Annotated in this window: 28 protein-coding genes and 1 other annotated feature; of the genes, 22 read left to right on the top strand and 6 right to left on the bottom strand. The window is 41.5% G+C overall.

Going from position 1 to position 24,918, the window contains the following annotated elements; all coding sequences use genetic code 11:
* Positions 1-3: 3 nt before the first annotated feature.
* The 8 genes from AA980_RS24500 to AA980_RS24465 all read left to right on the top strand — a co-directional run bounded on the left by AA980_RS24500 (position 4) and on the right by AA980_RS24465 (position 4,289).
* On the top strand, positions 4-528 hold the full coding sequence (locus AA980_RS24500) for a QcrA and Rieske domain-containing protein (RefSeq protein ID WP_024026507.1): 525 nt from the start codon (positions 4-6) through the stop codon (positions 526-528).
* On the top strand, positions 518-709 hold the full coding sequence (locus AA980_RS24495) for a hypothetical protein (protein ID WP_024026508.1): 192 nt from the start codon (positions 518-520) through the stop codon (positions 707-709). Before AA980_RS24500 ends, AA980_RS24495 begins: the two co-directional genes overlap by 11 nt.
* Positions 702-1,013, top strand: a complete 312-nt coding sequence (locus AA980_RS24490; RefSeq protein WP_024026509.1) for a hypothetical protein — start codon at positions 702-704, stop codon at positions 1,011-1,013. Before AA980_RS24495 ends, AA980_RS24490 begins: the two co-directional genes overlap by 8 nt.
* The gene (locus tag AA980_RS24485) at positions 1,000-1,281 is read left to right on the top strand and encodes a hypothetical protein (protein ID WP_024026510.1); all 282 of its coding nucleotides are present in this window, start codon (positions 1,000-1,002) and stop codon (positions 1,279-1,281) included. Before AA980_RS24490 ends, AA980_RS24485 begins: the two co-directional genes overlap by 14 nt.
* 130 nt (positions 1,282-1,411) lie before the next feature.
* Positions 1,412-2,068 carry a sensor histidine kinase gene (locus tag AA980_RS24480; RefSeq protein ID WP_024026511.1) on the top strand — a complete coding sequence of 219 codons (657 nt, stop codon included), beginning with the start codon at positions 1,412-1,414 and terminating at the stop codon, positions 2,066-2,068.
* Between the two features lie 13 nt (positions 2,069-2,081).
* On the top strand, positions 2,082-2,735 hold the full coding sequence (locus AA980_RS24475) for a response regulator (protein ID WP_024026512.1): 654 nt from the start codon (positions 2,082-2,084) through the stop codon (positions 2,733-2,735).
* Positions 2,736-2,750: 15 nt separating this feature from the next.
* The gene (locus AA980_RS24470) at positions 2,751-3,197 is read left to right on the top strand and encodes a GAF domain-containing protein (RefSeq protein ID WP_024026513.1); all 447 of its coding nucleotides are present in this window, start codon (positions 2,751-2,753) and stop codon (positions 3,195-3,197) included.
* Between the two features lie 24 nt (positions 3,198-3,221).
* Positions 3,222-4,289 carry a PAS domain-containing sensor histidine kinase gene (locus AA980_RS24465; protein ID WP_024026514.1) on the top strand — a complete coding sequence of 356 codons (1,068 nt, stop codon included), beginning with the start codon at positions 3,222-3,224 and terminating at the stop codon, positions 4,287-4,289.
* A gap of 143 nt (positions 4,290-4,432) precedes the next feature.
* Here the strand turns inward: AA980_RS24465 and AA980_RS24460 are convergent, their stop codons facing one another.
* On the bottom strand, positions 4,433-6,088 hold the full coding sequence (locus AA980_RS24460; protein ID WP_024026515.1) for a glutamine--tRNA ligase/YqeY domain fusion protein: 1,656 nt from the start codon (positions 6,086-6,088) through the stop codon (positions 4,433-4,435).
* 690 nt (positions 6,089-6,778) lie between these two features.
* On the opposite strand from AA980_RS24460, the gene AA980_RS24455 reads away from it, so the two are divergent.
* Positions 6,779-7,765 (top strand): Gfo/Idh/MocA family protein, encoded by a 987-nt coding sequence (locus AA980_RS24455; protein ID WP_024026516.1) that lies wholly within the window; start codon positions 6,779-6,781, stop codon positions 7,763-7,765.
* 39 nt (positions 7,766-7,804) lie between these two features.
* Here AA980_RS24455 and brnQ read toward each other — a convergent pair whose 3' ends face one another.
* Entirely contained in the window at positions 7,805-9,145 is a 1,341-nt protein-coding gene (brnQ, locus tag AA980_RS24450; RefSeq protein ID WP_024026517.1) for a branched-chain amino acid transport system II carrier protein, read from the bottom strand.
* A gap of 52 nt (positions 9,146-9,197) precedes the next feature.
* Positions 9,198-9,503, bottom strand: a binding site (T-box leader).
* Between the two features lie 241 nt (positions 9,504-9,744).
* Between brnQ and AA980_RS24445 the strand changes: the two genes are divergently transcribed.
* The 8 genes from AA980_RS24445 (at position 9,745) to kynB (ending at position 17,973) form a co-directional block, all read left to right on the top strand.
* A complete protein-coding gene (locus AA980_RS24445) occupies positions 9,745-10,761 on the top strand; it encodes a 4Fe-4S binding protein (protein WP_024026518.1) in 1,017 nt (338 codons plus the stop codon).
* Between the two features lie 261 nt (positions 10,762-11,022).
* Positions 11,023-11,388 carry an SCP2 sterol-binding domain-containing protein gene (locus AA980_RS24440; RefSeq protein ID WP_024026519.1) on the top strand — a complete coding sequence of 122 codons (366 nt, stop codon included), beginning with the start codon at positions 11,023-11,025 and terminating at the stop codon, positions 11,386-11,388.
* Between the two features lie 293 nt (positions 11,389-11,681).
* Positions 11,682-13,361 carry an ABC transporter substrate-binding protein gene (locus AA980_RS24435; RefSeq protein ID WP_047772057.1) on the top strand — a complete coding sequence of 560 codons (1,680 nt, stop codon included), beginning with the start codon at positions 11,682-11,684 and terminating at the stop codon, positions 13,359-13,361.
* 58 nt (positions 13,362-13,419) lie between these two features.
* Positions 13,420-14,376, top strand: coding sequence for an ABC transporter permease (locus AA980_RS24430; RefSeq protein WP_024026521.1), 957 nt, complete (start codon positions 13,420-13,422; stop codon positions 14,374-14,376).
* A 13-nt stretch (positions 14,377-14,389) separates the two neighbouring features.
* Complete coding sequence (gene opp4C, locus AA980_RS24425; RefSeq protein ID WP_024026522.1) at positions 14,390-15,310, top strand: oligopeptide ABC transporter permease; 921 nt, start codon at positions 14,390-14,392, stop codon at positions 15,308-15,310.
* A gap of 9 nt (positions 15,311-15,319) precedes the next feature.
* Complete coding sequence (locus tag AA980_RS24420; protein ID WP_024026523.1) at positions 15,320-16,300, top strand: ABC transporter ATP-binding protein; 981 nt, start codon at positions 15,320-15,322, stop codon at positions 16,298-16,300.
* Positions 16,297-17,262 (top strand): ABC transporter ATP-binding protein, encoded by a 966-nt coding sequence (locus AA980_RS24415; protein WP_024026524.1) that lies wholly within the window; start codon positions 16,297-16,299, stop codon positions 17,260-17,262. The genes AA980_RS24420 and AA980_RS24415 overlap by 4 nt, the downstream gene beginning before the upstream one ends.
* An 87-nt stretch (positions 17,263-17,349) precedes the next feature.
* Complete coding sequence (gene kynB, locus AA980_RS24410; RefSeq protein ID WP_024026525.1) at positions 17,350-17,973, top strand: arylformamidase; 624 nt, start codon at positions 17,350-17,352, stop codon at positions 17,971-17,973.
* A gap of 145 nt (positions 17,974-18,118) precedes the next feature.
* Here kynB and AA980_RS24405 read toward each other — a convergent pair whose 3' ends face one another.
* A complete protein-coding gene (locus AA980_RS24405; protein WP_024026526.1) occupies positions 18,119-18,349 on the bottom strand; it encodes a hypothetical protein in 231 nt (76 codons plus the stop codon).
* 270 nt (positions 18,350-18,619) lie between these two features.
* Between AA980_RS24405 and AA980_RS24400 the strand changes: the two genes are divergently transcribed.
* From AA980_RS24400 to AA980_RS28115, 5 genes are all read left to right on the top strand, one after another.
* On the top strand, positions 18,620-18,871 hold the full coding sequence (locus AA980_RS24400; RefSeq protein ID WP_024026527.1) for a hypothetical protein: 252 nt from the start codon (positions 18,620-18,622) through the stop codon (positions 18,869-18,871).
* 281 nt (positions 18,872-19,152) lie between these two features.
* The gene (locus AA980_RS24395) at positions 19,153-19,452 is read left to right on the top strand and encodes a DUF5658 family protein (protein ID WP_024026528.1); all 300 of its coding nucleotides are present in this window, start codon (positions 19,153-19,155) and stop codon (positions 19,450-19,452) included.
* Positions 19,453-19,559: 107 nt separating this feature from the next.
* On the top strand, positions 19,560-20,705 hold the full coding sequence (locus AA980_RS24390; protein WP_024026529.1) for a DEAD/DEAH box helicase: 1,146 nt from the start codon (positions 19,560-19,562) through the stop codon (positions 20,703-20,705).
* A gap of 164 nt (positions 20,706-20,869) precedes the next feature.
* Positions 20,870-22,333 (top strand): amidase family protein, encoded by a 1,464-nt coding sequence (locus AA980_RS24385; protein WP_024026530.1) that lies wholly within the window; start codon positions 20,870-20,872, stop codon positions 22,331-22,333.
* 57 nt (positions 22,334-22,390) lie between these two features.
* Positions 22,391-22,525, top strand: a complete 135-nt coding sequence (locus AA980_RS28115) for a hypothetical protein (RefSeq protein ID WP_268874914.1) — start codon at positions 22,391-22,393, stop codon at positions 22,523-22,525.
* A gap of 53 nt (positions 22,526-22,578) precedes the next feature.
* Here the strand turns inward: AA980_RS28115 and AA980_RS24380 are convergent, their stop codons facing one another.
* The 3 genes from AA980_RS24380 to AA980_RS24375 all read right to left on the bottom strand — a co-directional run bounded on the left by AA980_RS24380 (position 22,579) and on the right by AA980_RS24375 (position 24,840).
* Positions 22,579-24,108, bottom strand: a complete 1,530-nt coding sequence (locus AA980_RS24380; RefSeq protein ID WP_024026531.1) for an FAD-dependent oxidoreductase — start codon at positions 24,106-24,108, stop codon at positions 22,579-22,581.
* 101 nt (positions 24,109-24,209) lie between these two features.
* On the bottom strand, positions 24,210-24,383 hold the full coding sequence (locus tag AA980_RS27405; RefSeq protein ID WP_156351150.1) for a hypothetical protein: 174 nt from the start codon (positions 24,381-24,383) through the stop codon (positions 24,210-24,212).
* A gap of 82 nt (positions 24,384-24,465) precedes the next feature.
* Positions 24,466-24,840 carry a DUF1360 domain-containing protein gene (locus tag AA980_RS24375; protein ID WP_024026532.1) on the bottom strand — a complete coding sequence of 125 codons (375 nt, stop codon included), beginning with the start codon at positions 24,838-24,840 and terminating at the stop codon, positions 24,466-24,468.
* Positions 24,841-24,918 lie beyond the last annotated feature (78 nt).

The raw sequence follows: 24,918 nt of genomic DNA, 5'->3' as shown, positions 1-24,918 counted from the left end.
AACATGAGCGATAAAAATAATAAAATCCCGTTCAATGAAGATAACTATACGCATAATATCAACCGCAATAATGAACGAAAACTGGACCGCCGCGGGTTTATGAAAACATTAGTGGGGGCAGCAGGTGTGTTCGCTGTTTCCTCCCTGCCATGGGGAGTGCTTGCAGCAAAAGAATTAACCGGACTTGGAGACAAGAAATATCCGAAACAGAAAATCACTGATGTTAGTGCTTTACCAATCGGTGATGCTGTAGATTTTTCTTTTCCAGGCGAGCACGATAGCGCAATATTAATCCGGCTTTCAGAAAATAAATACGTGGCCTATCAAAATGCCTGTACACATCTGCGCTGCCCGGTTTTTTGGAAAAAGGATGAAGGGGAAATGATTTGCCCTTGTCATCATGGGAAATTTGATGTCAATTCCGGCGAACCGACTGCGGGGCCGCCAAGACGTCCGCTTCCGGAGATTCATGTAAAAGTAGAAAACGGTGCGGTTTATGCCGTGGGGGTGAAACGTTATGAAGCGTAGTTACCTGCCGGTCGCCCTCCTTCTAGCTGTGTTAATGTTAAACATTATTTTCACGCAATATATGGTCCATCAATATTTTTATGAAAACTATACAAATACCATCATTGCAGCGGTCATCAACGTGATATTATTTCCAGTCGCCCTCCTTATTTATAAAAAAGGCGTGAATGTCCATGACTAGTGAGACCTATATTGATTTATGTTTTGTCCGTCCTGCATCAGGCGGTTTCACAGCGGAAATCGATGAATTGTTAAAAAGCACTTTTGCCAAAAAAAGCTTGAACTGGTTTCTTGAAGAGAAATCACTTGATGGGGCTGAAATGGTTGTTGCAGAAGTTAAGGGAATGAGCGATTGGAGTTCTGAAGAAGAAACAATTCAGTTTCTTGAAGACCATGCAGATGAGAAGTTTTGGGAGTATCTACAAGGCTACAAAATGTTTATCTATCCTGTCGTGAAAGGATGCAATAGTTGTGGAACTCATTAAGGTAGAAGATGTGAAACGTTTTGTTGGCGGAACCGTGGAAATTGTGATACATGATGCCGAGGGCGGGGACCAGGCACCCGCCGTGAGGAAAACAGTGAAAAAGGTGCAGCTATGTCCTGACAGCACCCATATACGTTTCTATTTTGACGATTTTTATTTCCTTGCCGTACCGCTTTCCAGTCGCGTAAGTGAATCAGATGAACAATGGTCAGCTTTCGACCCTGAAAGCGGCTTAACTTATACAGTAAAAAAAGTTCAGGTCTTTTAATTAAGAACCTGGCTTTTTTTTAGCCGATAGGAAAGTAAAACTTTCCAACCAGGCATATGTGCAACTCCGACTCATGAACCGCCCAAACGGGCTTGCCAGTCGGCGATTTTACTTTAAAGGAGAGTCGTAAATGGAGGCAAAATCAAACCAGCAGATTAGCTCTTACATTATCCAGTCACAGGAAGAAGAAATTAAGCGGATTTCCATCGAACTTCATGAGGGTGTCGGTCAAAACCTTTATAGTATTTTAACTGGTTTACAATTTATTGAATCCGGTTCACAAGAGCCGCAACTGAAAAATCATCTCCGTGAAATGTCGCAGTTAATCGAAAAAACCATTCAAGAAATTAGGCTGCTCTCTGTAGAATTGTATCCTCCTGTCCTAACAACTCTTGGTTTACTGCCGGCCATGAAAAGCTATATTAAGCTGTATACTTCGACATTTGGAATTCTTGTTGATTTAGAATCTGCCGGCACGGAAAAGTGGCTCCCGGAAAATAGCAGGATTGCGGTGTTTCGGGTTTGTCAAGAGGCACTGACGAATATAGTGAAATATGCTGACACATCGAATGTGAAAATAAACTTTATTTGGACAGAGGACGAACTGAAAATCACCATTAATGATTATGGTAAAGGATTTCAACCGGATGAACAGGAAGACAGCATTCAATCATCAGGTCTTGCCGCAATGCAGGAAAGAATGCTTCTAACTGGCGGACAGTGCACGATATCCTCTAAAATAGGGGAAGGAACATCTATTGAACTATCCCTGCCGTTAAAGGATTAAAGGAGAGTTAAGAATGATAAAAATCCTCTTGGTTGATGATCATGCTGTTGTGAGAAGTGGATTGAAAATGTTGTTAAACACAAACCCTGAAATAGAAGTAATCGGGGAAGCTTCGGAAGGAAATGAGGGCATCAAGAAGGCGTTAAAACTAAAACCAAATGTCGTGGTGATGGATTTAAGTATGCCCCATGGTAAAGATGGCTTGTCGGCGACAACAGAATTGAAAAAACTGATGCCTGAGATTAATATTTTGATTCTAACCATGCACGATGATGAGGAATACCTCTTCCGGGCGATTCAAGGAGGGGCATCCGGCTGTATATTAAAGAGCGCGCCGCACGATGAATTAATGTCTGCGATTGAATCGGTTGCTGCTGGAGATGCCTACCTTCATCCCTCTGCACAGAAGCGTTTAATGGAGGAATATATGGCGGGTGTGAAGCAGGATGGCAATGATACGTATAATCTACTATCTGAACGGGAAAAGGAAGTTTTAACCCTTATCGCAAAAGGTTACGCTAACAAAGAAATTGCGGAGCAGCTTGTCATCAGTGTGAAAACAGTCGAAACCCATAAAGGCAACTTGATGGAAAAATTACAAATGAAAACCCGGCCCGAGCTCGTGGAATATGCCGTTAAAAAGGGGTTATTAGGTTATGATATTTAAGGGGAATCAGCTGAGATGTCAGAGATAAGGGAATTGCGACCGGTTCTTGAAGTGTGCGACAGGTTAATGGCGGAGGCAGGCTGTGATTTTGTTGGGCTTGCGATCCAAAATACTGTTGGCCCTGATGTTAGGTGGCATTATGCCGCCGGAAATTTAAATGATAAATATGAGAGAATTACCGTCCGTTTCGGAAAAGGAATCGCTGGAAAAATTATTTCAAGTGGAAGTGCGATGATGTTGGCCGATTTTCCAAATGATATTTTTGGAAAAGTGACTGACTATCCGATTATGCTTGCTGAAAAACTTGTCTCCTCCTATGCGGTTCCTTTATTTTTTAATGCTGTTCCAAAAGGAGTATTGCTTATTGGCAAAAGAGAAAGCTTTACTTTTCCAGAGCATGTTCAGTATCAGGTTAAAGATGCAGCCGAAGCGTTGGAGCAGTTACTAAAAGAGCATTTATAACTATTCGGGGCAGGGGGGATGGAAATGGACAAGGAAATCCGCGAGCCTTTGAATGAGCTGGCAGACCTTGAACTAGAATTAAAAAAGTCGATGCAAGAATTGGTCGATATCAAGTTTGCGCTTGATGAATCTTCGATTGTCGCCATCACAGATTCCCGAGGAATCATTACATATGTAAATGATCAATTTTGCCGTATCTCCAAATACTCAAAGGAAGAACTGTTGGGCCACGATCATCGAATTGTCAATTCTGGATATCATTCCAGGGATTTTTTTCAAGAAATGTGGCGGACAATTGGGTCTGGTCAGGTTTGGAAGGGTGAAATTCGCAACAGGGCAAAGGACGGATCGTTCTATTGGATGGATACAACAATTGTTCCGTTTTTGAATGAAAAGGGGAAGCCTTATCAGTATCTCGCCATCCGCTATGAAATAACCGAGAGAAAGCGTGTCGAACAGGAATTACAAAAAATGATGTCTTCCATCATCGGTGTGCAGGAAGAGGAACGAAAGCGCTTGTCACGTAACCTCCATGATGGTATTGGTCAAAATCTTTATAGCCATTTAATAACGATCAATCGTTTGCTTTCAGAGATGGATCATCCGCTACTGCAGCAGATGCAGACAGAAGCAACCCAATTAATCGAGGAGATTCGTGAAATCTCATGGGAATTACGGCCATCGGTCTTGGATGACCTTGGTTTAGTTCCAGCCATTCGTTCCTTTTTAGCACGTTATTCAGAGCATTACAATATCGATGTATTCTTTGATTGCGTTTTAAACCAGCGCCTTGATATCAGTATCGAACTGACCATTTACCGGATTATTCAGGAGGCGTTAACGAATACTCGCAAATATGCGGCTGTTACAGAGGCCATGGTGACAATAAGAGAAATGGATGATGTCGTACGAGTAATGATTGAAGATAAGGGAAGGGGCTTTGACATCAGAAAACAAACTCCAGGAGTCGGCTTGTTCAGCATGGATGAACGAGCCCGTGCCGTCAATGGAGGATTTTCTATCTACTCATCCCCGGGAATGGGAACGAAAATCATTTTAGAAATACCGATTTCCACAGCTGAAGACGATTAAAAAAAGAGAGGGTGTCAGGCACTAATTAACAGTGCCTGACACCCTCTTCCATTTACCCGATGGGAAAGTATAACTCTCCATCGGGCATAAGTGCAACTACGCCTCATGAACCACCTAATGGCTCGCCAATCGGCGAGTTTTCTTTATATTTTAAATGAACTCTTCAAGGAAACGATTCTGTTAAAGACCAGCTTATCCACTGTAGTATCTTTCGGATCGACGTTGAAATAACCGTGTCTAAAGAATTGGAATTTTTCCTGTGGACGGCTTTCTTTCATGTTTGGCTCGACAAATCCCTGTAAGACTTCAAGTGAATGGGGATTTACGTTATCAAGGAATGTTTTCCCCTCGTCACTAGCTTCTTCTTCTTCGTCCAAAATAAGCGGTTCGTATAAGCGGAATTCGGCTGGAACGGCATGGGCTGCTTCTACCCAATGAATCGTTCCTTTTACCTTTCTTCCTGTGAAGCCAGTGCCACTCTTGGTTTCTGGATCGTAAGTGCAGCGTAACTCGACAACTTTTCCGCTCGCATCCTTAACAATCTCTTCGCATTTAATGAAATAGGCGTTCTTTAGGCGGACTTCATTTCCAGGGAACAGACGGAAATATTTCTTCGGCGGTTCTTCCATGAAATCGTCCTGTTCGATATAGATTTCGCGCGAGAACGGAATTTTACGTGAACCCATTTCAGGGTTTTCCGGATTGATTTCCGCATCCAGCAATTCAATTTGGCCTTCCGGATAATTCGTAATGACTACTTTTAAGGGATTAATCACACCCATGGTCCGCGGCGCTTTCAATTTCAAATCTTCACGGACAAAGTGTTCAAGCATTTGAGAATCAACCATACTGTTATTCTTTGAAATAGCCGTTTCGCTAACAAAGGTGCGAATCGATTCAGGGGTAAATCCTTTTCTTCTCATCCCAGAAATCGTCGGCATCCGCGGGTCATCCCAGCCATCCACGAACCCTTCATCGACGAGCTGCTTAAGCTTCCGTTTACTCATAACTGTATTCGTCACATTCAAGCGGCCAAACTCAATTTGCTGCGGCGTGTTCTCCATCTCACATTGTTCCACAACCCAATTATAAAGGGGACGCTGATCCTCGAATTCAATGGTACAGATGGAATGTGTGACACCTTCAATCGCATCTTCAAGCGGATGGGCAAAGGCATACATCGGATAAATGCACCACTTATCACCTGTGTTATGATGTGTCGCATGCGAAATTCGGTAAATTACAGGGTCACGCAAATTAATATTTGGTGAGGACATGTCAATTTTTGCCCGGAGCACCTTTTGACCGTTCTCGAACTCACCACTCCGCATCCGTGTAAATAAATCAAGGTTCTCCTCAATGGAACGCTCGCGGTAAGGGCTGTTCTTGCCAGGCTCTGTCAGCGTGCCACGGTATTCTCGGATTTCTTCAGCCGAGAGATCATCAACATAGGCAAGTCCTTTATTAATTAACAGTACAGCTCTTTTGTACATTTCTTCAAAATAATCGGAGGCAAATAATAAGTTATCCCATTCGAATCCAAGCCATTTGACATCTTCCTTAATTGAATTAACATATTCGATGTCTTCCTTTAATGGATTCGTGTCGTCAAAGCGTAAATTGGTTTGTCCCTTAAATTCATCTGCCAGACCAAAGTTGATGATAATTGATTTAGCGTGGCCAATATGTAAATAACCATTTGGCTCTGGCGGAAAGCGCGTCACGATTTTTTCGTGCTTTCCCGATTCCAAATCTTTTATCATAATATCTTTAATAAAATTTGATGTGTAATTGTCCACCCTTTTCAACCTCTTTCATTTATCTAGCTCCGGGCGTCATCGGCTCGAGTCATAAGCCGGCCCCTTACGTTTTCGTTATGTCTACTACTTATAAATACCATAAATATTGATATTTTTCCATTGTACCCAACAAATCAACGGAAAAACAACTTTAAGAGAGAATTTTTTTTGAAAAATTTGTGGTTGGATACAAGGGAGAATGGGCGAAGAACCTATTTTTGGGACTTATGATTTTAATTTGCCACTTACTACCTATTTTATTGGGCTTACGACATAAATTCGGGTAATTACTACATAATTCCGACCTCTTACGACATAAAATCCGGAATTTACGACATTACCTGGATATTAATTGGGAATTTGTCCGCCGCTCCGAAACTTATGACATATTTTCGGGCACTTACTACATAATTCTGGCCTCTTATGACATAAAATCCGGAATTTACGACATTACCTGGATATTAATTGGGAATTTGTCCGCTGCTCCGAGACTTATGACATATTTTCGGGCACTTACTACATAATTCTGGCCTCTTACGACATAAAATCCGGTACTTACCCACATTCGCTGGATATTAATTGGAATATACGACCGGAATTGCGGCAATCTCTAAAGGTCTCCTAAAGTTAGCATATTCCGCTTATTAACGTTAAAATTAGTATAAGTAAATCATAGGAAGGGGAAGTTCCATGCTTAAATTTGCCACAGTTGGAACCAGTTGGATTACAGAAAGCTTTATTAAGGCAGCAATCGCAAGCAAACAGCTGCAGCTAATCGGGGGTTATTCCCGCACAGAGGAGAAGGCAAAGCGAGTTGCAAATACATATAACGCTCCATATTTTTGGACGGACTTAGAGAAAATGGCGAAAAGCACGGAGTTCGAGGCAGTCTATATTGCTTCGCCCAACTCTGTTCATTTCGAACAAGCACTAACCTTTTTGAAAAATAAAAAACATGTCATCTGCGAAAAGCCGATTTTTTCAAATACTGCAGAATTAGCAGAGGCATACCAGACAGCGGAGGAGAATGGCGTCTATTTATTTGAAGCGATTCGCAATATCCATACGCCTAATTGCACTATATTAAAGGAGAAGCTTCATTTAGCAGGCAAATTGCGAAGCGCACTGCTCCCGTATATCCAATATTCCTCCCGGTATGATTTATTTTTACAAGGAGAGGAGCCAAATATCTTCTCTGCCAACTACTCTGGAGGAGCACTCGTTGATTTAGGCGTTTATCCTCTGTACTTAGCAGTTTGCCTGTTTGGAGAGCCAAAAAAGGTTACCTACCATCCTGTGGTCTTAACGAGCGGTGTGGATGGCAGCGGCACACTCGTGCTGGAATATGAAGAATTTGTCTGTACAATTCTTTGTTCAAAGATATCTCATTCCGAACTTCCATGTGAAATTCATGGAGAGGCTGGAACCTTCGTTCTTGAGGATGCCGCACCTATTTCGAGTATAAAATTCTTAGATAGCCATACAAAAGAAAGTCAAATATTGAGTGTCGAGCAAGAAGAACAAGACATGGTCTATGAGTGTATCAATATCGCAAAAATCATTGAAACGAAAAATGTTCAGGAATACGAGCGCTTAAAAAAATGGAGCAAAATTGTCCTGCGCATTACAGAAGAGGCAAGAAAGCAGAATGACATTATTTTTGCGTCGGAGAAATAATGGAACAGCCAGTGGCGATGTCGATCCACTGGCTGTTTATTAAGAAGCTTTTTTCAATTCTACTGCTTTGCTGCTTGATGTTAATCGGCTTAATTTCTCCCAGAAGATTCCCACTAAGCCGCCAGCCACCGCCGGCACGACCCAGCCTAAGCCGACTGAAGCAAGCGGAAGAGTGTCCATCCATGATTCTAACAAGCCCCACTTTAAGCCAAACAATTTCAACCCATCATACAAGCTGACAATGCCTGTTAGAGCCATTGCACATGCATAAACCTTTTGCGAACCGCTGAAGAAACGGTGTAAAAATGCGAGCGATACAAGTACAATTGTAAGCGGGTAGGCCATTACCAGGAATGGAACTGATACTTTAAGAATTTGGTTCAAGCCAAGGGTTGCAATCGAAAAGCTAACAACGGTTACAAGTGTGACAACCATCCGATAACTTAATATCGAAGCAATTTTTGAAAAGTACTGTCCGCAAGCAATCGTCAAGCCGACACAAGTAGTAAAGCAGGCAAGGGTAAAAATAACGCCCAACAGGATTTTCCCGCCGAATCCAAGGAGAATCGTTGCAGCGGATGATAACACGTCTGTCCCGTTTTCATAGGTTCCGTAACCAGCCATCTTTGCCCCTAATAATCCAATCCCGATATAAACCAATGCAAGAGCTCCCCCGGCGATAACACCTGTCTTTAGTGTATAAAGAGTTACTTGTTTTTTGTCTGAAATTCCTTTTTGTTTCAGGGCAGTGATAATAACAATCCCGAATGCAAGTGCCGCAAGAGCATCCATTGTCGAGTAGCCATCGATAAAACCTTTAAACAAGGAAGCGGTTTGATAGGTTTCTGTAGGTGCTTTTAACGGTTGGTTCAAATTAAGGAATCCTGTTACACACAAGATTACGATTGATAATAAAAGAACGGGGGTAATAAAACGCCCCATGTAATCGACCACTTTAGATGGGTTTAAGCTTAATAGATAGACGAGTAAGAAAAACACTACTGAAAAACTGCTTAAAGGCACTTGGCCGCTAACTGATATGGTTCCTAGAAAAGGTTTGATCCCCATTTCAAAAGCAACATTCGCATTCCTGGGAATGGCGAGAAATGGTCCGATTGATAAGTAGACAACAATGGTGAAAATAGTGGCAAACCAGGGATGAACCCGGCTGCCAAGTGTGTTAACTCCGTCCTTCACCAGTGCAGTCGCCATTAGAACAAGTAATGGCAGTCCGACAGCGGTAATGATAAATCCAGTGATGGCCGGCCAAAAGGAAGTCCCTGAACCCATTCCTAAAAACGGCGGAAAAATTAAGTTCCCTGCTCCAAAAAACATCGAAAATAACATCAAACCAACAAACAGCGTATCCTTCTTTTTCATTCTTCTCGCTCCCTTTTCTAATTTCTTTCAATACAAAAAGCCCGCCCCTATGGATAGGGACGAGCTAGCTCGCGTTACCACCCTACTTCCGCAACAAAAAAACAATTGCGGCTCTCGTTCAACGTACAATCATACGTGTCCCTAACTTAACGGCGGGCGGTCCGGCAAAGGCTTACTAAGATGTCTAGTGGATGCTCCCAGCAACGAAGGTACGTTACAAAAAAGTCGCTTCCGCTTTTCTATTTTCGGCCTTGCATCTCAGAGATGATTTTCACTTGTGTCCTGACACCGCCTTTCACCAACCGCCGGCTCTCTAAAGTCAAAATGAACAAACTACTCTTCTCGTCATTAATTTTGATTTTTTTAAAAATTCTATTTAAGTAATTATATTATATTTAAATAGTTTTGCAACATCAAATTTTCGATAAATTATGCAGTAATCGTTTCCATCGCTGCTATGACAATAATAAAAAATTTTATGACAGATTTAAGTCGCTAATATGACATTTTGTTGAATTGAATCTTTGCAATGATTTATATCACATCCCCTGTTTTTTTGCTTCTTTATAGTAAAAGTAAGGAAGAATGGAGGAATCGTGATGAAGTCAAAAGCGTGGTACAGGAAACAATTGAAAAGGAAGCCGGTTCAAATCACTAGGTATACTGTTCAGGCCTTGTTTCTTTTGTTTTTACTATATGTAGGCCTGCAGTTTTATCAATTTTATCAGCATTTTGAAACACTCGGAAAAACCCCTTTTGTTGAAAGGCCGTCTGCAGTGGAAGGTTTTTTGCCCATCAGCGCATTGGTTGCCCTGAAGGTTTGGCTGACAAGTGGCGATTTTGATGTGATTCACCCGGCAGGGCTAACCTTGCTGGCATTCTTTGTCGGAGCTGGTATCATTTTTCGGAAATCATTCTGCAGCTGGATTTGCCCTGTTGGAACGGCGAATGAACTGATCGGCTGGCTCGGCAGGAAAATTTTTAGAAGGAATTTTGATATGCCGCAATGGCTAGTGTGGTTTTTAACGCCAATAAAATATGTTCTGCTATTATTCTTTGTGGCAATGGTTATACAAATGGATACCTTCAGCGCGAAAAGTTTTCTTGTGGATCCGTATAATAAGGTTTCCGACGTAAAAATGTTATTGTTATTCCTTAATATTGGCGGCTTTACGTTGAAATTTGTCATTGTCGTCTTTATTCTCTCGTTATTCTTCAGAAACTTTTGGTGCCGGTTCCTTTGCCCGTACGGTGCATTGATTGGCCTTGGCTCCATCTTTCGAATTACAAAAATACAACGGAATGAAGACACTTGTACAAACTGCGAAATGTGCACAAAGGTTTGTCCGCAAAGATTACAAGTTCATAAGATTGAAAAAGTAAATTCACTTAATTGTTCCGCCTGTATGTCCTGTGTGGAAGCCTGCCCAGTGAAGGATACACTTAATATGACGGTGGCCCATAAAAAGGTAAATAAATGGTTCGTTCCAGTTGCCTTCTTCGTTCTGTTCTTCGTGGTTATCGGGATTGCAAAAATAACCGGCCACTGGGATACAATCATATCTTATAAAGAATGGAAAGAATTGATTCCAGATGCACGTTATATCGGTCATTAGAATTCATAATCAAAATTTATATCATTGGACTTCGAGAATTGTCCAGCTCCAGCGCCCCTCGAGGTCACAAGCCAATCCGGCCAAAAGGTTAAAAAGCAACCTTTCGTCCGGCTCGTCTTGTGCTATGCCTGAGGCTGAGCAAGGCGCTTGCGCTTATCTGTGAATGTTCAAAAAATGTCCATTGTCGCCATGGGTATGTCTTAGTATGATGGTTATATAGGGAATATTTTGGTATTTTTACCTTCGAGGGGGAATTGGCAGGTGGCAAAAAAAGTTGATGACTATTCTTTAACAGAGTTGATGGTAAGAATTGAAGAAATTTTTAATGAAAACCCGGGACCCATTCAAGGATTCGAAGCAATTGTTCAATATGACATTCACGGTGAGGCAGAAGCAACCTATCAGCATTTTTTCCATAATGGAAAGCTCACGATTAAAGAAGGAGTGGAAGCAACTCCAAACGTAACGATGGCATTATCGTATGATAACTTCAAAAAATTCCTATTAGGTAAGCAAAGCGGCACGATGGCTTTATTGACAGGGAAGGTAAAAGCCAAAGGAGATATTGGCAAGGGAATGAAAATCGAAACAATTCTTCGGAAATATAACATAAAAGAACCATTCTAAAATTCAGAAAAATAGTACATTCATCCGAGTGTGCTATTTTTAATTTTTAAATTTCTAGAGATAATGAACTATTAATAGCAATTTAAAATGAAATAGTAAAATAATAATTGACAATTTTGTTTTAAAAAAGTAATCTTTAAATTGTGTTAACAAAACCAATCGGATTTATCGGCTTTTAAAAATTTGCTGATGGTCAAGTGATTGGTTTTACATTTTAATTAAAAACCAAGTAAACAGGGGGGAATAAAGTGAAAAAGGGTTTGAAAGGTTTATTTAGTGTAATCATCCTTTCTATGATTCTATCTGCTTGTGCTTTAGATAGTTCAAGCACAAAAGATTCATCGGCATCGGACAAGAAAGGGAACACGGAAAGCTCTAGTGCAAAGAGCACTGAAGTAAAAGAATACAAAGCAACAAACTTAGAGGCACTTCCAAATAAAACAAAGGCAAGGAAAGATACATTCATCGCGGGCATATCAGCACCAGGTGGAGTATTTTTGCCGTATTTCTATGAAAATGGCTGGGATGGAAACGCAACCGACCCAATGTTTGCGCCGTTGGTAAACTTAGATCCTACTGGGAAACCTGTGGGGATTTTAGCAGAAAAATGGGATGTCTCTAGTGATTTGCTTACATATACATTCCATTTGAGAAAAGGCTTGAAATTCAGTGATGGTTCGCCATTAACAGCAGATGATGTTGCCTTTACCTTAACGTTATTACATGACCCGGCTTATGCTGGGGAACAAGATATTTCGCTTACTGCTATTAAAGGCGGTAAGGAATATAAAGAAGGTAAAGTGAAATCAATTGAAGGAATTAAAGTAGTAGATAAAGAGACAATTGAAATTACAACTGAAGAAGTGAATGCAAAATCTCTTCTGATTTTAGGCGGACAGGTATTATCGAAAGCTTATTACGGAAAAGACTATCAATTTGGCAAACTGGATTATCTAAAAGAACTTTATCCGAAGCCGCTTGGTGCTGGACCTTACAAATTTGTTAAGTATGTGCCAGGCCAAGAAATTCGTTATGTTGCCAATGAACATTACTATGCTGGTACACCAAAAATGAAGAATTTAATCTTTAAAGTAATTGATACCTCAACTTCTCTTCAATTGTTTGAAACGGGTGAACTTGATTATGCCGGTTTCTCTGCAGATGATGATACAGTAGAACAATTGAAAAGTTTAGGATTTGCGAACCTTGAAGTTGGTCCGGTTAATGATTATGGTTTTATTTATGTTAACAATTCACGTCCACAGTTCAAGGATAAAGCAGTAAGGCAAGCTTTGGTTTATGGTTTGGACCGCCAAAAAATTGTTGATGTTAAATTTAAAGGCTATGGAACTGTTGCGAATGTCCCAGTTTCTAAAGTTTCATGGGCTTATAATGATGAAGGTATTAACAAGTATGAATTTAATGCTAAAAAAGCGAAAGAATTACTTGATCAGGCAGGCTGGAAGGTTGGTTCCGACGGCATTCGTGAAAAGGATGGCAAAAAATTCGTTATTCGTTACTTAACGAGAACAGCAGATGATCCAATCATCCCGATTGCAAAAGAAAACTATCAGGATATCGGAATAAAATTTGAACCGGAAATTATGGACTTTAATGCGATTGTTGCCAAATTAGGCACGAAGGATTATGACTTTGCTGCCGTGTCTACGTCACAAATTTTAGATCCAAGTGATCCGGTTGAGGAGTTTGCAACAGGTAACGCAAATAACGCGGCAGGCTATTCGAATCCAAAGGTAGATGAGTTAATTAAAAAGGGATTAAATACGTTAGATATTGAAAAACGTAAAGTTATTTACCATGATCTCTACAAAGAATTAAATGATGATCCACCTGTTATTCTAATTCACTATCGTCAAAGTGCAAAAGCAATCAGCGGCCAAATCGAAGGCTTACATCCTGACAACTTTACAGGCATCAGCGCTAGCTTGCCAAACATTTCGATTAAAAAGTAACCAATAAAGTGCCTAGCGGATTAAGCTAGGCACTTTGTTCTGTAAAGGTGGAGAGTATATGAAACAGTATGTATTACAACGATTTTTACAAATGATTGTCATTTTATTCGGGACCTCATTTATTATTTTCTTCTTGTTTGCGATGCTGCCAGGGGATTACATTGATTCAAACATATCGTTAACCCCGCAAAGAGCGCAAGAATTAAAGGCCCTTTATGGGTTAGATCAGCCTGTGTTACAAAGGTACTTTACATGGCTTGGAAATGCCTTGCACGGTGATTTTGGCTACTCATTAAAGCACCAGGAAAAGGTTTTATCGCTATTAAATAAGTATGTGTGGAATTCCTTTTTTGTTGCGATTTTCGCGCTAGTTTTAACGTGGTCCATTGCTCTAGTATCGGGTGTTATCTCTGCCATCAAGCAGTACTCTTGGTTTGATGGTTTCGTGACATTTTTTGTGTTTGCAGCTATGTCATTCCCGTCGTTTTTTATTAGTTTACTTTTTATCAAATGGTTCGGTGTCGACCTGCAGATCCTGCCAATCGGCGGGATGATCGATACGGGAAGTGATAGTACGGGGCTGGCTCATCTTCTTGAAGTAGGCAAGCATATGATTCTGCCAGTGACTATTTTAACCCTGCTTAGCATTGGCTCATTAACGCGTTATTTTCGAACAGGGATGCTCGAGGTTATTCGCCAGGACTATATCCGAACAGCTCGCGCGAAAGGCTTGAAGGAACGTGTGGTTATTTTTAAACATGCGTTAAAGAATGCGATTCTACCAGCAATCACCCTGCTTGCCTTTGAATTGCCAGGTCTGTTTTCCGGAGCGATTATTATGGAGCAAATCTTTAATTGGCCTGGTGTCGGACGAATTCAGCTGGAGTCAGTTAGTTTCCGGGACTATCCTGTCTTGATGGCCTTTACGATGTTTTTGTCGTGTCTCACGATCATCGGGAACTTTTTAGCGGATGTAACCTACGCTGCTGTAGATCCAAGAATTAGATTGAAGTAAGGAGGGAAGCAGAATGGACACTCCAAATCCGATTGTAAATAAACAGGTGAAGACAGTTGTGAAATCACCTTCGATCTGGAAGCAAACCTTTCGTCGCTTAAAAAAGAATAAATTAGCGATGATCAGCTTGTTCTTTTTACTATTTATGTTTTTGCTTAGCTTCATCGGGCCGTACTTTTCCCCGTACATTCTCGACAGGACGAATGTAGCGAATATGAATCAGCCTCCAAGTGCAGCGCATTGGCTTGGCACAGATAATTACGGGCGGGATGTACTAACTCGACTCATGATGGCGGGGCAAATCTCGTTAACCATCGGGATTGCCGCAATGGTATTGTCGGTTATGATTGGTTCCTTATTAGGGGCAATTTCAGGTTTTTACCGCGGTGTTGTTGATATGGTCATTATGCGGGTAGCTGATATTCTTATGTCCATTCCTGGTTTGCCGCTGCTCTTGATATTAGCAGCCATTTTATCAGAATGGAAAGTTCCGGCTGAATACCGTCTTTATATTATTATGATTATGCTTAGCTTTGTTGGCTGGCCGGGACTTGCACGACTAGTGCGAGGCCAGATTTTATCATTGAAAGAACAGCCTTTTATGCAGGCAACAGAAGTTCTTGGATTAAGCGACCGGCGAAAAATTTTGCATCATCTAATCCCGAACACGGTTCCACTGCTCTTGGTTGTGGCAACCTTGAACGTGGCGGGTTCAATATTAAGTGAGTCGGCCCTTAGTTTTCTAGGGCTTGGCGTGGTTCCGCCAACGCCATCTTGGGGGAATATGATGGATGCGGCCAATAACTTCATGGATTTTAGAAAACGTCCATGGTTATGGATCCCGCCGGGAACTGCTATTTTTCTAACGGTTGTTTCGATTAATTTACTAGGAGACGGACTGAGGGACGCGCTTGATCCGAAAATGAGAAGGTAGGGATTACGAATGAATGAGACGCTGCTTCAAGTAAAGCACCTGCAGACAAACTTTTACACGGAAAACGGCGTCGTTAAGGCAGTAAATGACGTCAGCTTTGCAATCCGTGAAGGGGAAACGGTTTGCATTGTTGGTGAGTCTGGCTGTGGAAAAAGTATTACTGCTTTATCTTTAATGCAGTTAATTCCGGAAAACGGAAAGGTCGAAGGCGGCGAAATTAATTTTTCTGGGAAAAATCTGCTGGATTTATCTAAAAAGGATATCCGCCGTTTAAGAGGTAATGAGATTGGCATGATCTTTCAAGAGCCAATGACTTCTTTGAATCCAGTGTTTACCATTGGTGAACAAATGATTGAACCGATACAAGAGCATTTATTACTGAGCAAAAAGGATGCTTATAAAAAGGCAATGGAACTGATTACAATGCTGGGAATTCCTAATGCTGAAAAAATTGTCAATCTTTATCCCCATGAATTAAGCGGCGGGATGCTGCAGCGGATTATGATTGCGATTGCCCTTAGCTGTAATCCGAAGCTCATTATTGCCGATGAACCAACGACTGCGCTGGATGTGACCATTCAGGCGCAAATTCTAGATCTGTTACGTGATATCAAAAAGGAATTTAACACATCGATGCTGCTGATCACTCATGATCTCGGTGTCGTAGCGGAAATGGCTGATTATGTTGTCGTCATGTATGCCGGAAAAGTGGTCGAAGAAGGTCCGGTACTTGAGCTGTTTAAGAATCCGCAGCATCCGTATACAAAAGGATTGTTAAAGGCCAAACCTGTTATTGGTGAGAGGAAGGACCGGCTCTATACGATTGCTGGACAGGTTCCTAATTTAGTAGATTTGCATGAGGCTTGTTACTTCGCAGACCGCTGTGAGCATGCAATGGATATTTGCCGGATGAAGCAGCCTGTTTTAACGGAAATAGCTAAAGGACAAAAAGCAGCATGCTGGTTATACGAGGACGGTGAAAATCGATGAGCGAAGCACTATTAGAAGTACAGAATTTAAAAAAATATTATTCTGCCTCTAAAGGAATGTTTAAGAAATTTGGCGACTCCGTTAAAGCAGTTGACGGGGTTAGTTTTACAATTGAAAAAGGCGAAGTATTTGGGCTTGTCGGTGAATCAGGCAGTGGCAAATCGACGATTGGCAAAACAATCTTACGCCTCCATGAGAAGACAGACGGTGATGTGATGTTTAAGGGAAAGGATGTCTTTTCATTATCCAGAAAGGAGCTTCGTCAGCTTCGAGTCCAAACGCAGCTTGTTTTTCAAGATCCATTCAGTTCGTTAAATCCACGACTGAGGGTCGGTGATGCAATCGGCGAAGCGATGGTAGAACACGGTCTTGTTTCTAAAAGGGAAGTCCGCGAGCGGGTGCTGGAGGTAATGGATAAGTGCGGTCTGTCCCCCTTTCATATTGACCGCTATCCTCATGAATTTTCCGGAGGCCAGCGCCAGCGGATCGTCATTGCCCGTGCAATGGCTCTTAATCCTGAGTTTATCGTAATGGATGAACCTGTAGCCGCTCTAGATGTATCGATACAGGCACAAATTATTAATCTATTTAGTGACCTGCAGCGGGAAAACGGATTATCTTATTTGTTTATTTCACATGATCTAAGTGTAGTGGAGCACCTATGCACGAAAATTGCGATTATGTATTTGGGGAATATCGTGGAATTAGCTCCAAAGGAAGAGTTATTTGATCATCCCTTGCACCCATATACAAAAGCGCTTCTTTCAGCAATTCCGATTCCAGATCCAACGGCTAAAAGAGAACGAATAATATTAACAGGCGATATTCCAAGTCCAATCAATCCGCCTTCAGGCTGTAAGTTCCGTACCAGATGCCCGATGGCTACAGACCTTTGTGCCGAAAAAGCCCCGGATTACCGTGAAGCGGGCGCCGGTCATTTTGTCGCCTGTCATTATGTATAATTTATAATAAATAATGGAAAAGGATTAGGACAATATGAAATAATGAGTGTAGAAGTGCAAGTAGGATTGGAAGAGGAGTGAAGATGGATGAGGATTTTCGATATCTCAAGAAAGCTGGTCAATGGGATGCCTGTTTGGCCGGGAGATACCGCTTTTCAATACGAGGTCTCATGGCCAATGGAGGAAAGCGGCTCGGTTAATGTTGGTAGACTGGAATTAAGTACCCACACGGGCACACATGTCGACGCACCATTTCATTTTGATAACGACGGAAAAAGAATCTCTGAACTGGATCTTAATCTTTACATCGGTCCTGCAAGAGTCATTGATTTACCGCCGGAAATTGAGAGCATCAGCATTGAGGAATTAAAAGAAGTTGACTTGGACGGAGTCACAAGAGTTTTGTTTCGAACATGTGCTTGGAAAAACGGTACCGTCTTTCCAGAGAAAATTCCTCATATCGAACCAGAACTAGCTCCATATTTAGCTAAGAAGGGCATCCGATTAATCGGATTAGATGTACCTTCCGTTGACCCGATTGACAGCAAAGAGCTTCCTGCCCACCACAGTTTGAATGAAAACGGAATTCACATTTTAGAATCACTAATCCTAGATAAAATTGTCCCAGGCGACTACGAACTAATCGCCCTACCCCTCCCGCTAGTCGAAGGAGACGGCAGCCCCGTCCGCGCCATCCTCCGTCAGTGGTAAAGAAGGAGAAAAAATGGGTGTCAGGCACCATTTTACAAATAAAGTAAAATGGTGCCTGACACCCTTTGTAATTTTTAATGCAAAATAGCCCGCCGTGATAGGCGGCGGGCTAAAAAGTGGGATAAATACCATTTTATTTTGACGGTTAGGCTTGTTTTCTTCTGTAAATTAGCCAATAGCTTCCGAAGCCAACGACGATCAATAAACCAACTGTACCTGGTACAACATAATCTTTAAATGAAGGCTCTTCAGCGCCAGTCTTTTTTGTTATCGAGGATGCGTGGTTTGTCCACTTATCTAACTGTTCAGTTGCAAAAACATTGCTCCCTAGTAGAAAAAACAACAGCGAAGCGATAAGAGAAATCTTCTTAATCATATTTTCAACCCCGTTATATTGTTATCTTATTGTTGTTCATTTTATCACCAATCCCACAAGCTAATATCAATTTGACATTAATGTTCACAAATCTTTCGAAATTTCATTTTTCAAAATAATTACCGTATTTTTGTATAAAGCCAGGAATTTCAACGGGTTGCGCTGCTTTTACGAAGTTTTAATCTAAGCCTTTGACTTGATATAAATCAATTCCTTTCGAAGAAAAAGGTGCTACAATGAGCGTAAAATAGCCAAGGGGGTTCTGAAATTATGTTTGAGATTGTTGATAAAAAAGCCATCATGGATATCCGCGAGCGTGTAGCAAAGGGTGAACATCCGCGCCGGGAAATATTAAACTTTATTAAAGCAGCACCTGTGGGTACCATTTTTGAAATTCATTTACCGCATCGCGGGGAGCCGCTGATCGCAAATTTACAAGCACTCGGAATGAATGTCGTTGTTAACGAACTGGAACCGATGCATTTCCGGCTCATGGCAGTAAAACTAACTGAACTCTCATGATAAAATCATTCAATCAGAAGAAATGAATCGCAACCAATATAAATTAGCATTACGAACCTTTGATTAACTAGAGCTGCTCATAATGTGCAGTTTTTTTTTGTAAAGATGCACCTTAATTAAGAACAAAATTGTGCATTTTAAAAGAAAAATATTATATAATAAAACAATGGACTACTCTCAAAGTCAGCCTTCATACACTCAAGGTGTTCTCAATAAAGCACGAATAATTGTGCGAAAGGATAGAAATAATGGATACTGATCATTTTAATGGAGGTTGAACGATGAGACTTTGTTTATTCCTGCTTATTGCCGGTGTGGTGGATGCGGTCATGACCCATCTTGGGATTGTTTCAGGTTTTGTAGAGGAAGGGAATCCGGTAATGCAGTTTTTCATTGCCAAAAGCTGGTCTTATTTTTATCTGATTAAAATCTTCTTACCGTTAGCCCTGCTAGGTTTATTTTACCTTCGACCATTAAAAGGGTGGATTAAGAAGCTTTTGATTTCTACCTGTGTCCTTTATTTCTCCGTCTTGGTATATCATATGGTCTGGATTGTCCTCTATTTAAATACTAAATCATGATTCACACGTTCGTTGATCACTAGACACCTCAGGGTTATTAAGTTAGTATCAATAAGATATGGATAAACAAATAATATGGAAAATGACTATACATAAAGGAGTATATTATGTTAGATAATTTAAAGCCTTTTTTACAGGAAGCATGGCAAAAGTCAGGATTCGAGCAGCCTACTTCGATTCAAGTTGCTGCAGTCCCGATGATTCTTGACGGAAAAGATTTGATTGCCGAGTCACCGACAGGAACTGGTAAGACGCTTGCTTATTTACTTCCATTGTTAAATTCAATCGATGCCAATCTGCCATCCTTACAAGCAGTGGTCCTCGCCTCCTCGCAAGAGCTAATCATGCAGGTGTATCAAGAATTCCAAAAATGGTCAGAGGGAAGCGGCATTAGAGGCACTTCGATTATTGGCGGCGCCAACGTCAAACGGCAGTTGGAAAAATTAAAAAAACGTCCCCAAGTTATTTTCGCGACACCGGGCAGGTTGCTTGAGTTGATCAAGCAGAAAAAGGTAAAAATGCATGAAGTCAAAATGATTGTTTTGGATGAGGGAGACCAGCTCCTGATCTCTGAACACCTTAACACGGTTCAAAGCATTGTTAAATCCACGATGAGTGACCGTCAAGTCTTGTTATTCTCGGCAACGATGAAACCGGGGATTGAACAGCAGGCAATCGCGATCACAAAGTCTCCAGAGATCATTCGCATTGAAAAGGATGAGGCAGCCTCTTCAGGAGACGTAGAACATATCTATTTCTTGTGCGAACCAAGGGATAAAATCAAGCTTTTAGAAAAAATTACCCGCCTAGATGATAGTAAATCGCTTGCGTTTATTAATGACATTGGTGAAATAGAAGTGTTTAAAGAAAAGTTTCGCTTTAAAGAGCTTTCAACCGGAATCCTCCATAGCGACATGAAAAAGCTCGAGCGCCAAGCTGCGTTAAAGGCTTTCCGGGATGGAAAAATGAACATGCTTATTGCTACAGATGTCGCGGCCAGAGGTCTTGATATTCAAGGGATCACCCATGTGGTTCAGATCGATCTTCCGAAGGATATTTCGCAATATGTCCACCGAGCCGGTAGAACTGGGCGGATGGGGGCAGATGGAATCGTCATCTCGCTTGTGACCGAAAGGGAAGAAAGAGAACTGAAGCGTTATTGCCGCGAGTTAAAGGTCCCGCTCTATAAAAGAGTTTTTTATCAAGGTAAAATTGCTGAAGAAGGACAAAAAAATCAAAAGCTTAGAAGATAAAGGCAGTGGGAGAAATCCCACTGTTTTTTGTTTGGTGAAGGGGCGGCGCGGAGCTATAAGGAATCAATAAATCTAGATTGTGAAACGCCCTATTAGTTTTGTATAAAAAAGAGGAATTCCGCCGCTCATCTTGAATAGTAAAAAAGAGAAACGGAGGGGAAACGATGGAAAATCCAAAATTAAAAAAATGGCATGATGACTGGCTAGAGGAAGCAACGATCAGCCAGCTTCAAGAAAAAATGGAGTGTGGTGAGCTTACAGCGAAAGAACTGGTCCTAATGTATTTACATAGAATTTCCGTTTACGACAGCGGTCTTCATTCCGTTCTGGAAGTGAATCCTGACGCCTTGCATATTGCTGAAGCACTTGATGCTGAACGGAAAGAATCAGGACCGCGAAGCCGGCTACACGGGATTCCAATTTTAATAAAAGATAATATTGATACGCATGACAAAATGCATACAAGTGCCGGATCTCTTGCCTTAAAGGATTCAATTGCGCTTCAGGATTCTTTTGTAGCCGAGCAATTACGCAATGCTGGCGCTGTTATTCTCGGAAAAACAAATATGACCGAGTGGGCAAATTTCATGGCCCTCGGAATGAAAAGTGGCTATAGCTCACGCGGCGGTCAGGTATTAAATCCGTATGGACCTGGTGCGTTTGATGTCGGCGGCTCAAGCTCTGGATCGGGCGCTGCGATTGCCGCAACCTTTGCTGCCGCCGCAGTTGGAACGGAAACATCCGGATCGATTTTAAATCCATCCTGCCAGAATTCGTTAGTTGGAATCAAGCCAACAGTGGGCCTTATTAGTAGACGGGGTATCATTCCTATCGCCCATACTCAGGATACCGCAGGGCCGATGGCTAGAACCGTTGAGGATGCCGCTCTCCTATTGAATGCACTATGTGGAAAAGACGGGCGCGACCCTATCACCAATACAAATCCATTCAATGGATTCGACTTTACTGAATTTCTTTTGAAAGATGGTCTTAAAGGAAAACGAATCGGTATCGCTGCGGAAGGATTTATCGAGCTTTTAAGTAAGGAAAAACAAACAGTGGTGGCAACAGCATTTGAAGTATTAAAAACCTCAGGTGCCGAAGTTATCGAAAATATTGTTATTCCTTCTGCTAAAGCAGCTTGGAAAAATAATGTTTTAACGTATGAATTTAAACCAGACTTAAATGCATATTTGAGTCAATTGCACCCGTCCATACCTGTAAGAACTTTAGCTGATCTGATTGAGTTTAATGATAAGGATGAAGAAAAAATGCTAAAATACGGGCAGGCCGTGCTCCAAAGATCAGAAAAGACGAGCGGTACATTAACTGAAGCTGCCTATGTGGAAGCATTGGAATTTGACCTCTACCATGCAACCGAGCAAGGAATTGATTTTGCTCTAGAAAAATATAATCTGGATGTGATTGTTTTTCCAAGTGAGGAAGGTTCACATATCAGTGCTAAAGCTGGCTATCCGACTGTAGCAGTCCCTGCAGGTTACACAGCGGCAGGAGAGCCAGTTGGAATTACTTTTGCTGGATCGGCTTTTAGTGAACCGCTGTTAATTCAAACGGCCTATGCGTTTGAGCAAATGACAGCCTTTCGTAAGGCACCCGTCCTCGAATAGGTTTGCCTGAATTCAAGCATACTATCAATGAATTTCTTAGGAAAGGAGATGGTAGCTGTGGGAAGAACGAAACTAGGGAATGCCAATGCCCAGCGGAACAACAACACGAAAAAGCCAATGAAAACAAGCTCAGAGCTGGTCGAATTTACAACTGGGGAAGATTTAAAACGAAACCGGCCAAACAGTAAATAACAATGAAACGCCTCCCGTGAGTTGGGAGGCTTTTTTGGGTTGCACCATAAATCCTACTCTTCTGAAAGCAATGGCAGCGGTTTTTTGGTGGGACCTTCGATGACGTCGCCGGAATAGGCATACCGTGATCCGTGGCACGGGCAATCCCACGTTTTTTCAGCCCGATTCCATTCACATTCACAGCCAAGATGCTGACAAGTGGTGTCGACAACATATAGCTTACCATTTTCATCCTTGTAGGCACCGGCTCTTTTTCCGTTAAACATGACAACCGAACCTTCACCAACCTGCAAGTCATCAGGAGCCTTGTCCGTATACTCAAGCTTGCCTTTAATGAGGTGCTTAGCGACATCGGCATTGGTTGTTACAACGCTTTTTAAATCTGGATCAGCCTGGAATCGCGATGGTGAGTAGAGCTCTTTGTAGGGGGTATCCCGGCCGAGGACATAATCGGTCAATAAGTGTCCGGCAAGGATACCTGTGGTCATGCCCCACTTTTTATAACCCGTTGCCACCAATATTTGCTCACGCTCTGCCGTGATTGGACCAATATATGGAAGCTTATCAAGGGTGACTAAATCCTGCGCCGACCAGCGGTAATCGTATTCCTTAATGCCAAAAACCTCTTCCGCAAAGTCTTCAAGTGCATCGTAATGCTTAATTGTATCAATGCCTTGTCCCGTTTTATGATTTTCTCCGCCAATAATAATTAACTTTTCTCCATCAATCGGTGTATAGCGGATGGAACGGGATGGGCTGTCAGCGCTGATATACATGCCTCCAGGGTAGTCTTTATCCGTTTTTATTCCGATAGCGTAAGATCTATCCGCATGCATCCTTGCAAAATAAAGGCCAGGTAAATCGTAAAATGGAAAGTGTGAGGCGATAATTACCTGATTACAACTGACTTTTTGTCCGGACTTGGTAACCACCTTTGGCTGGGTCTTATCGTCCTCAATGTCGGAAGCAACAGTATTTTCGAATACAGAACAGCCACTCTTAACAGCCTCATCCAAAAGAAACTTCAAGAATTTAAGTGGGTGAAACTGACCCTGTTTCCGCATAAGTAAGGCCGCTTTAACTGGGATAGGAAAGGGGATAGTATCCTTTAAGGCACCATCGATTCCAAGCGTTTTATAGGCTTCCCATTCCGTTTTTAGCTTTTCTGCATATTCCTCGGTCGTTGCATACATATAGGCGTCTTCATTGCTGAAATCACAATCTATTGCCTTTTCCTTCACACTACTTTCGACGAACTGAATGGCATTCATATGGGATTCGAAATAGAGGCGGGCCCTTTCTTCACCAAAATGATTGATAAATTCATCATATACTAATCCATGCTGCGCGGTTACTTTTGCCGTTGTATGTCCGGTAGTCCCATTTAAAACGCTGCCAGCATCAAGTAAGGCAACTTTCTTTCCTTCCTTTGAAAGTAAATATGCGGCTGTAATACCAGTTATTCCGGCGCCAACAATTGCTACATCGACAGATAAATCTTCAGTTAATTTCCGAAAAGCAGGTAATTCGATTTCACGCCAATATGTCTTTGGAAATTGTGGGATTTTTTCAGATGAACTCATACATACTCCTCCAGCTTTATAATGAACTCGTGTTTAATTTTTCCTAAAGTGAGAAAATCATGTGAAAAAGGTAAAAAGAAAAAAGGATGAAACCTGATTAGTCAGGGTTCATCCTCTGTTGGAAAAAATAATTCTTCCTCTTCACTGTTTAATTTGTCAATTCGAACAGCATCTTCTGAATCAAGAGCTCTGCCTAAAAAATGAAAGATCATTCCGCCCACTAAACCAAGGCAAAGAACAAAACCAATGGTTGTAGTTAACCATATAGCAGTCATTCAAGTTCCCCCTTATTCCTGCTTAAGCTCTTCTAAAGATATATGCAGAGAGGGGACGTATCTTGCTTATTATCGGGCTTTGTCAATCTTTTTTCTTTAGTTCCGAATAATAATCCACCTTTTTAATATTGACGCCGACAAAGGTTTCAAGGATCGACTGGCCGCCGGCAATTGAGAAAATGAGAATAACCACGAAGGTTACTCTTGGAAAAAGTAAATAGGCACCTCCAAGTAAAACGGCACTCCAAACACCGGCACACCAATAACATTTCAAGAGATAACCAAACATCGATGTCGGGACTTCCTTTGTTTCAGTGCCAGTATCCGTTTCTACTTTTACTTTTTTCACAAATGGCTTGCGGATAAATTCGGTAATTTTATCAAAAACAATTAAATGGGTTAAACGGTAGCTTGCTAAAATTAACATAATATAGGTCATCCATGAAATATCGCTCACATTTTGCTCCTCCGAAAGCCCGCTAATGGCCAGCTAAATATAATTTTTCAGTTCCTTGTATATTTTGAGCCTGAAATC

It is taken from the genome of Neobacillus vireti (assembly GCF_001026695.1).
Classification (GTDB): Bacteria; Bacillota; Bacilli; order Bacillales; family Cytobacillaceae; genus Neobacillus; species Neobacillus vireti.
The sequence above is the reverse complement of the archived record's forward strand: the minus strand, read 5'-3'. Positions and strand labels throughout refer to the sequence as shown.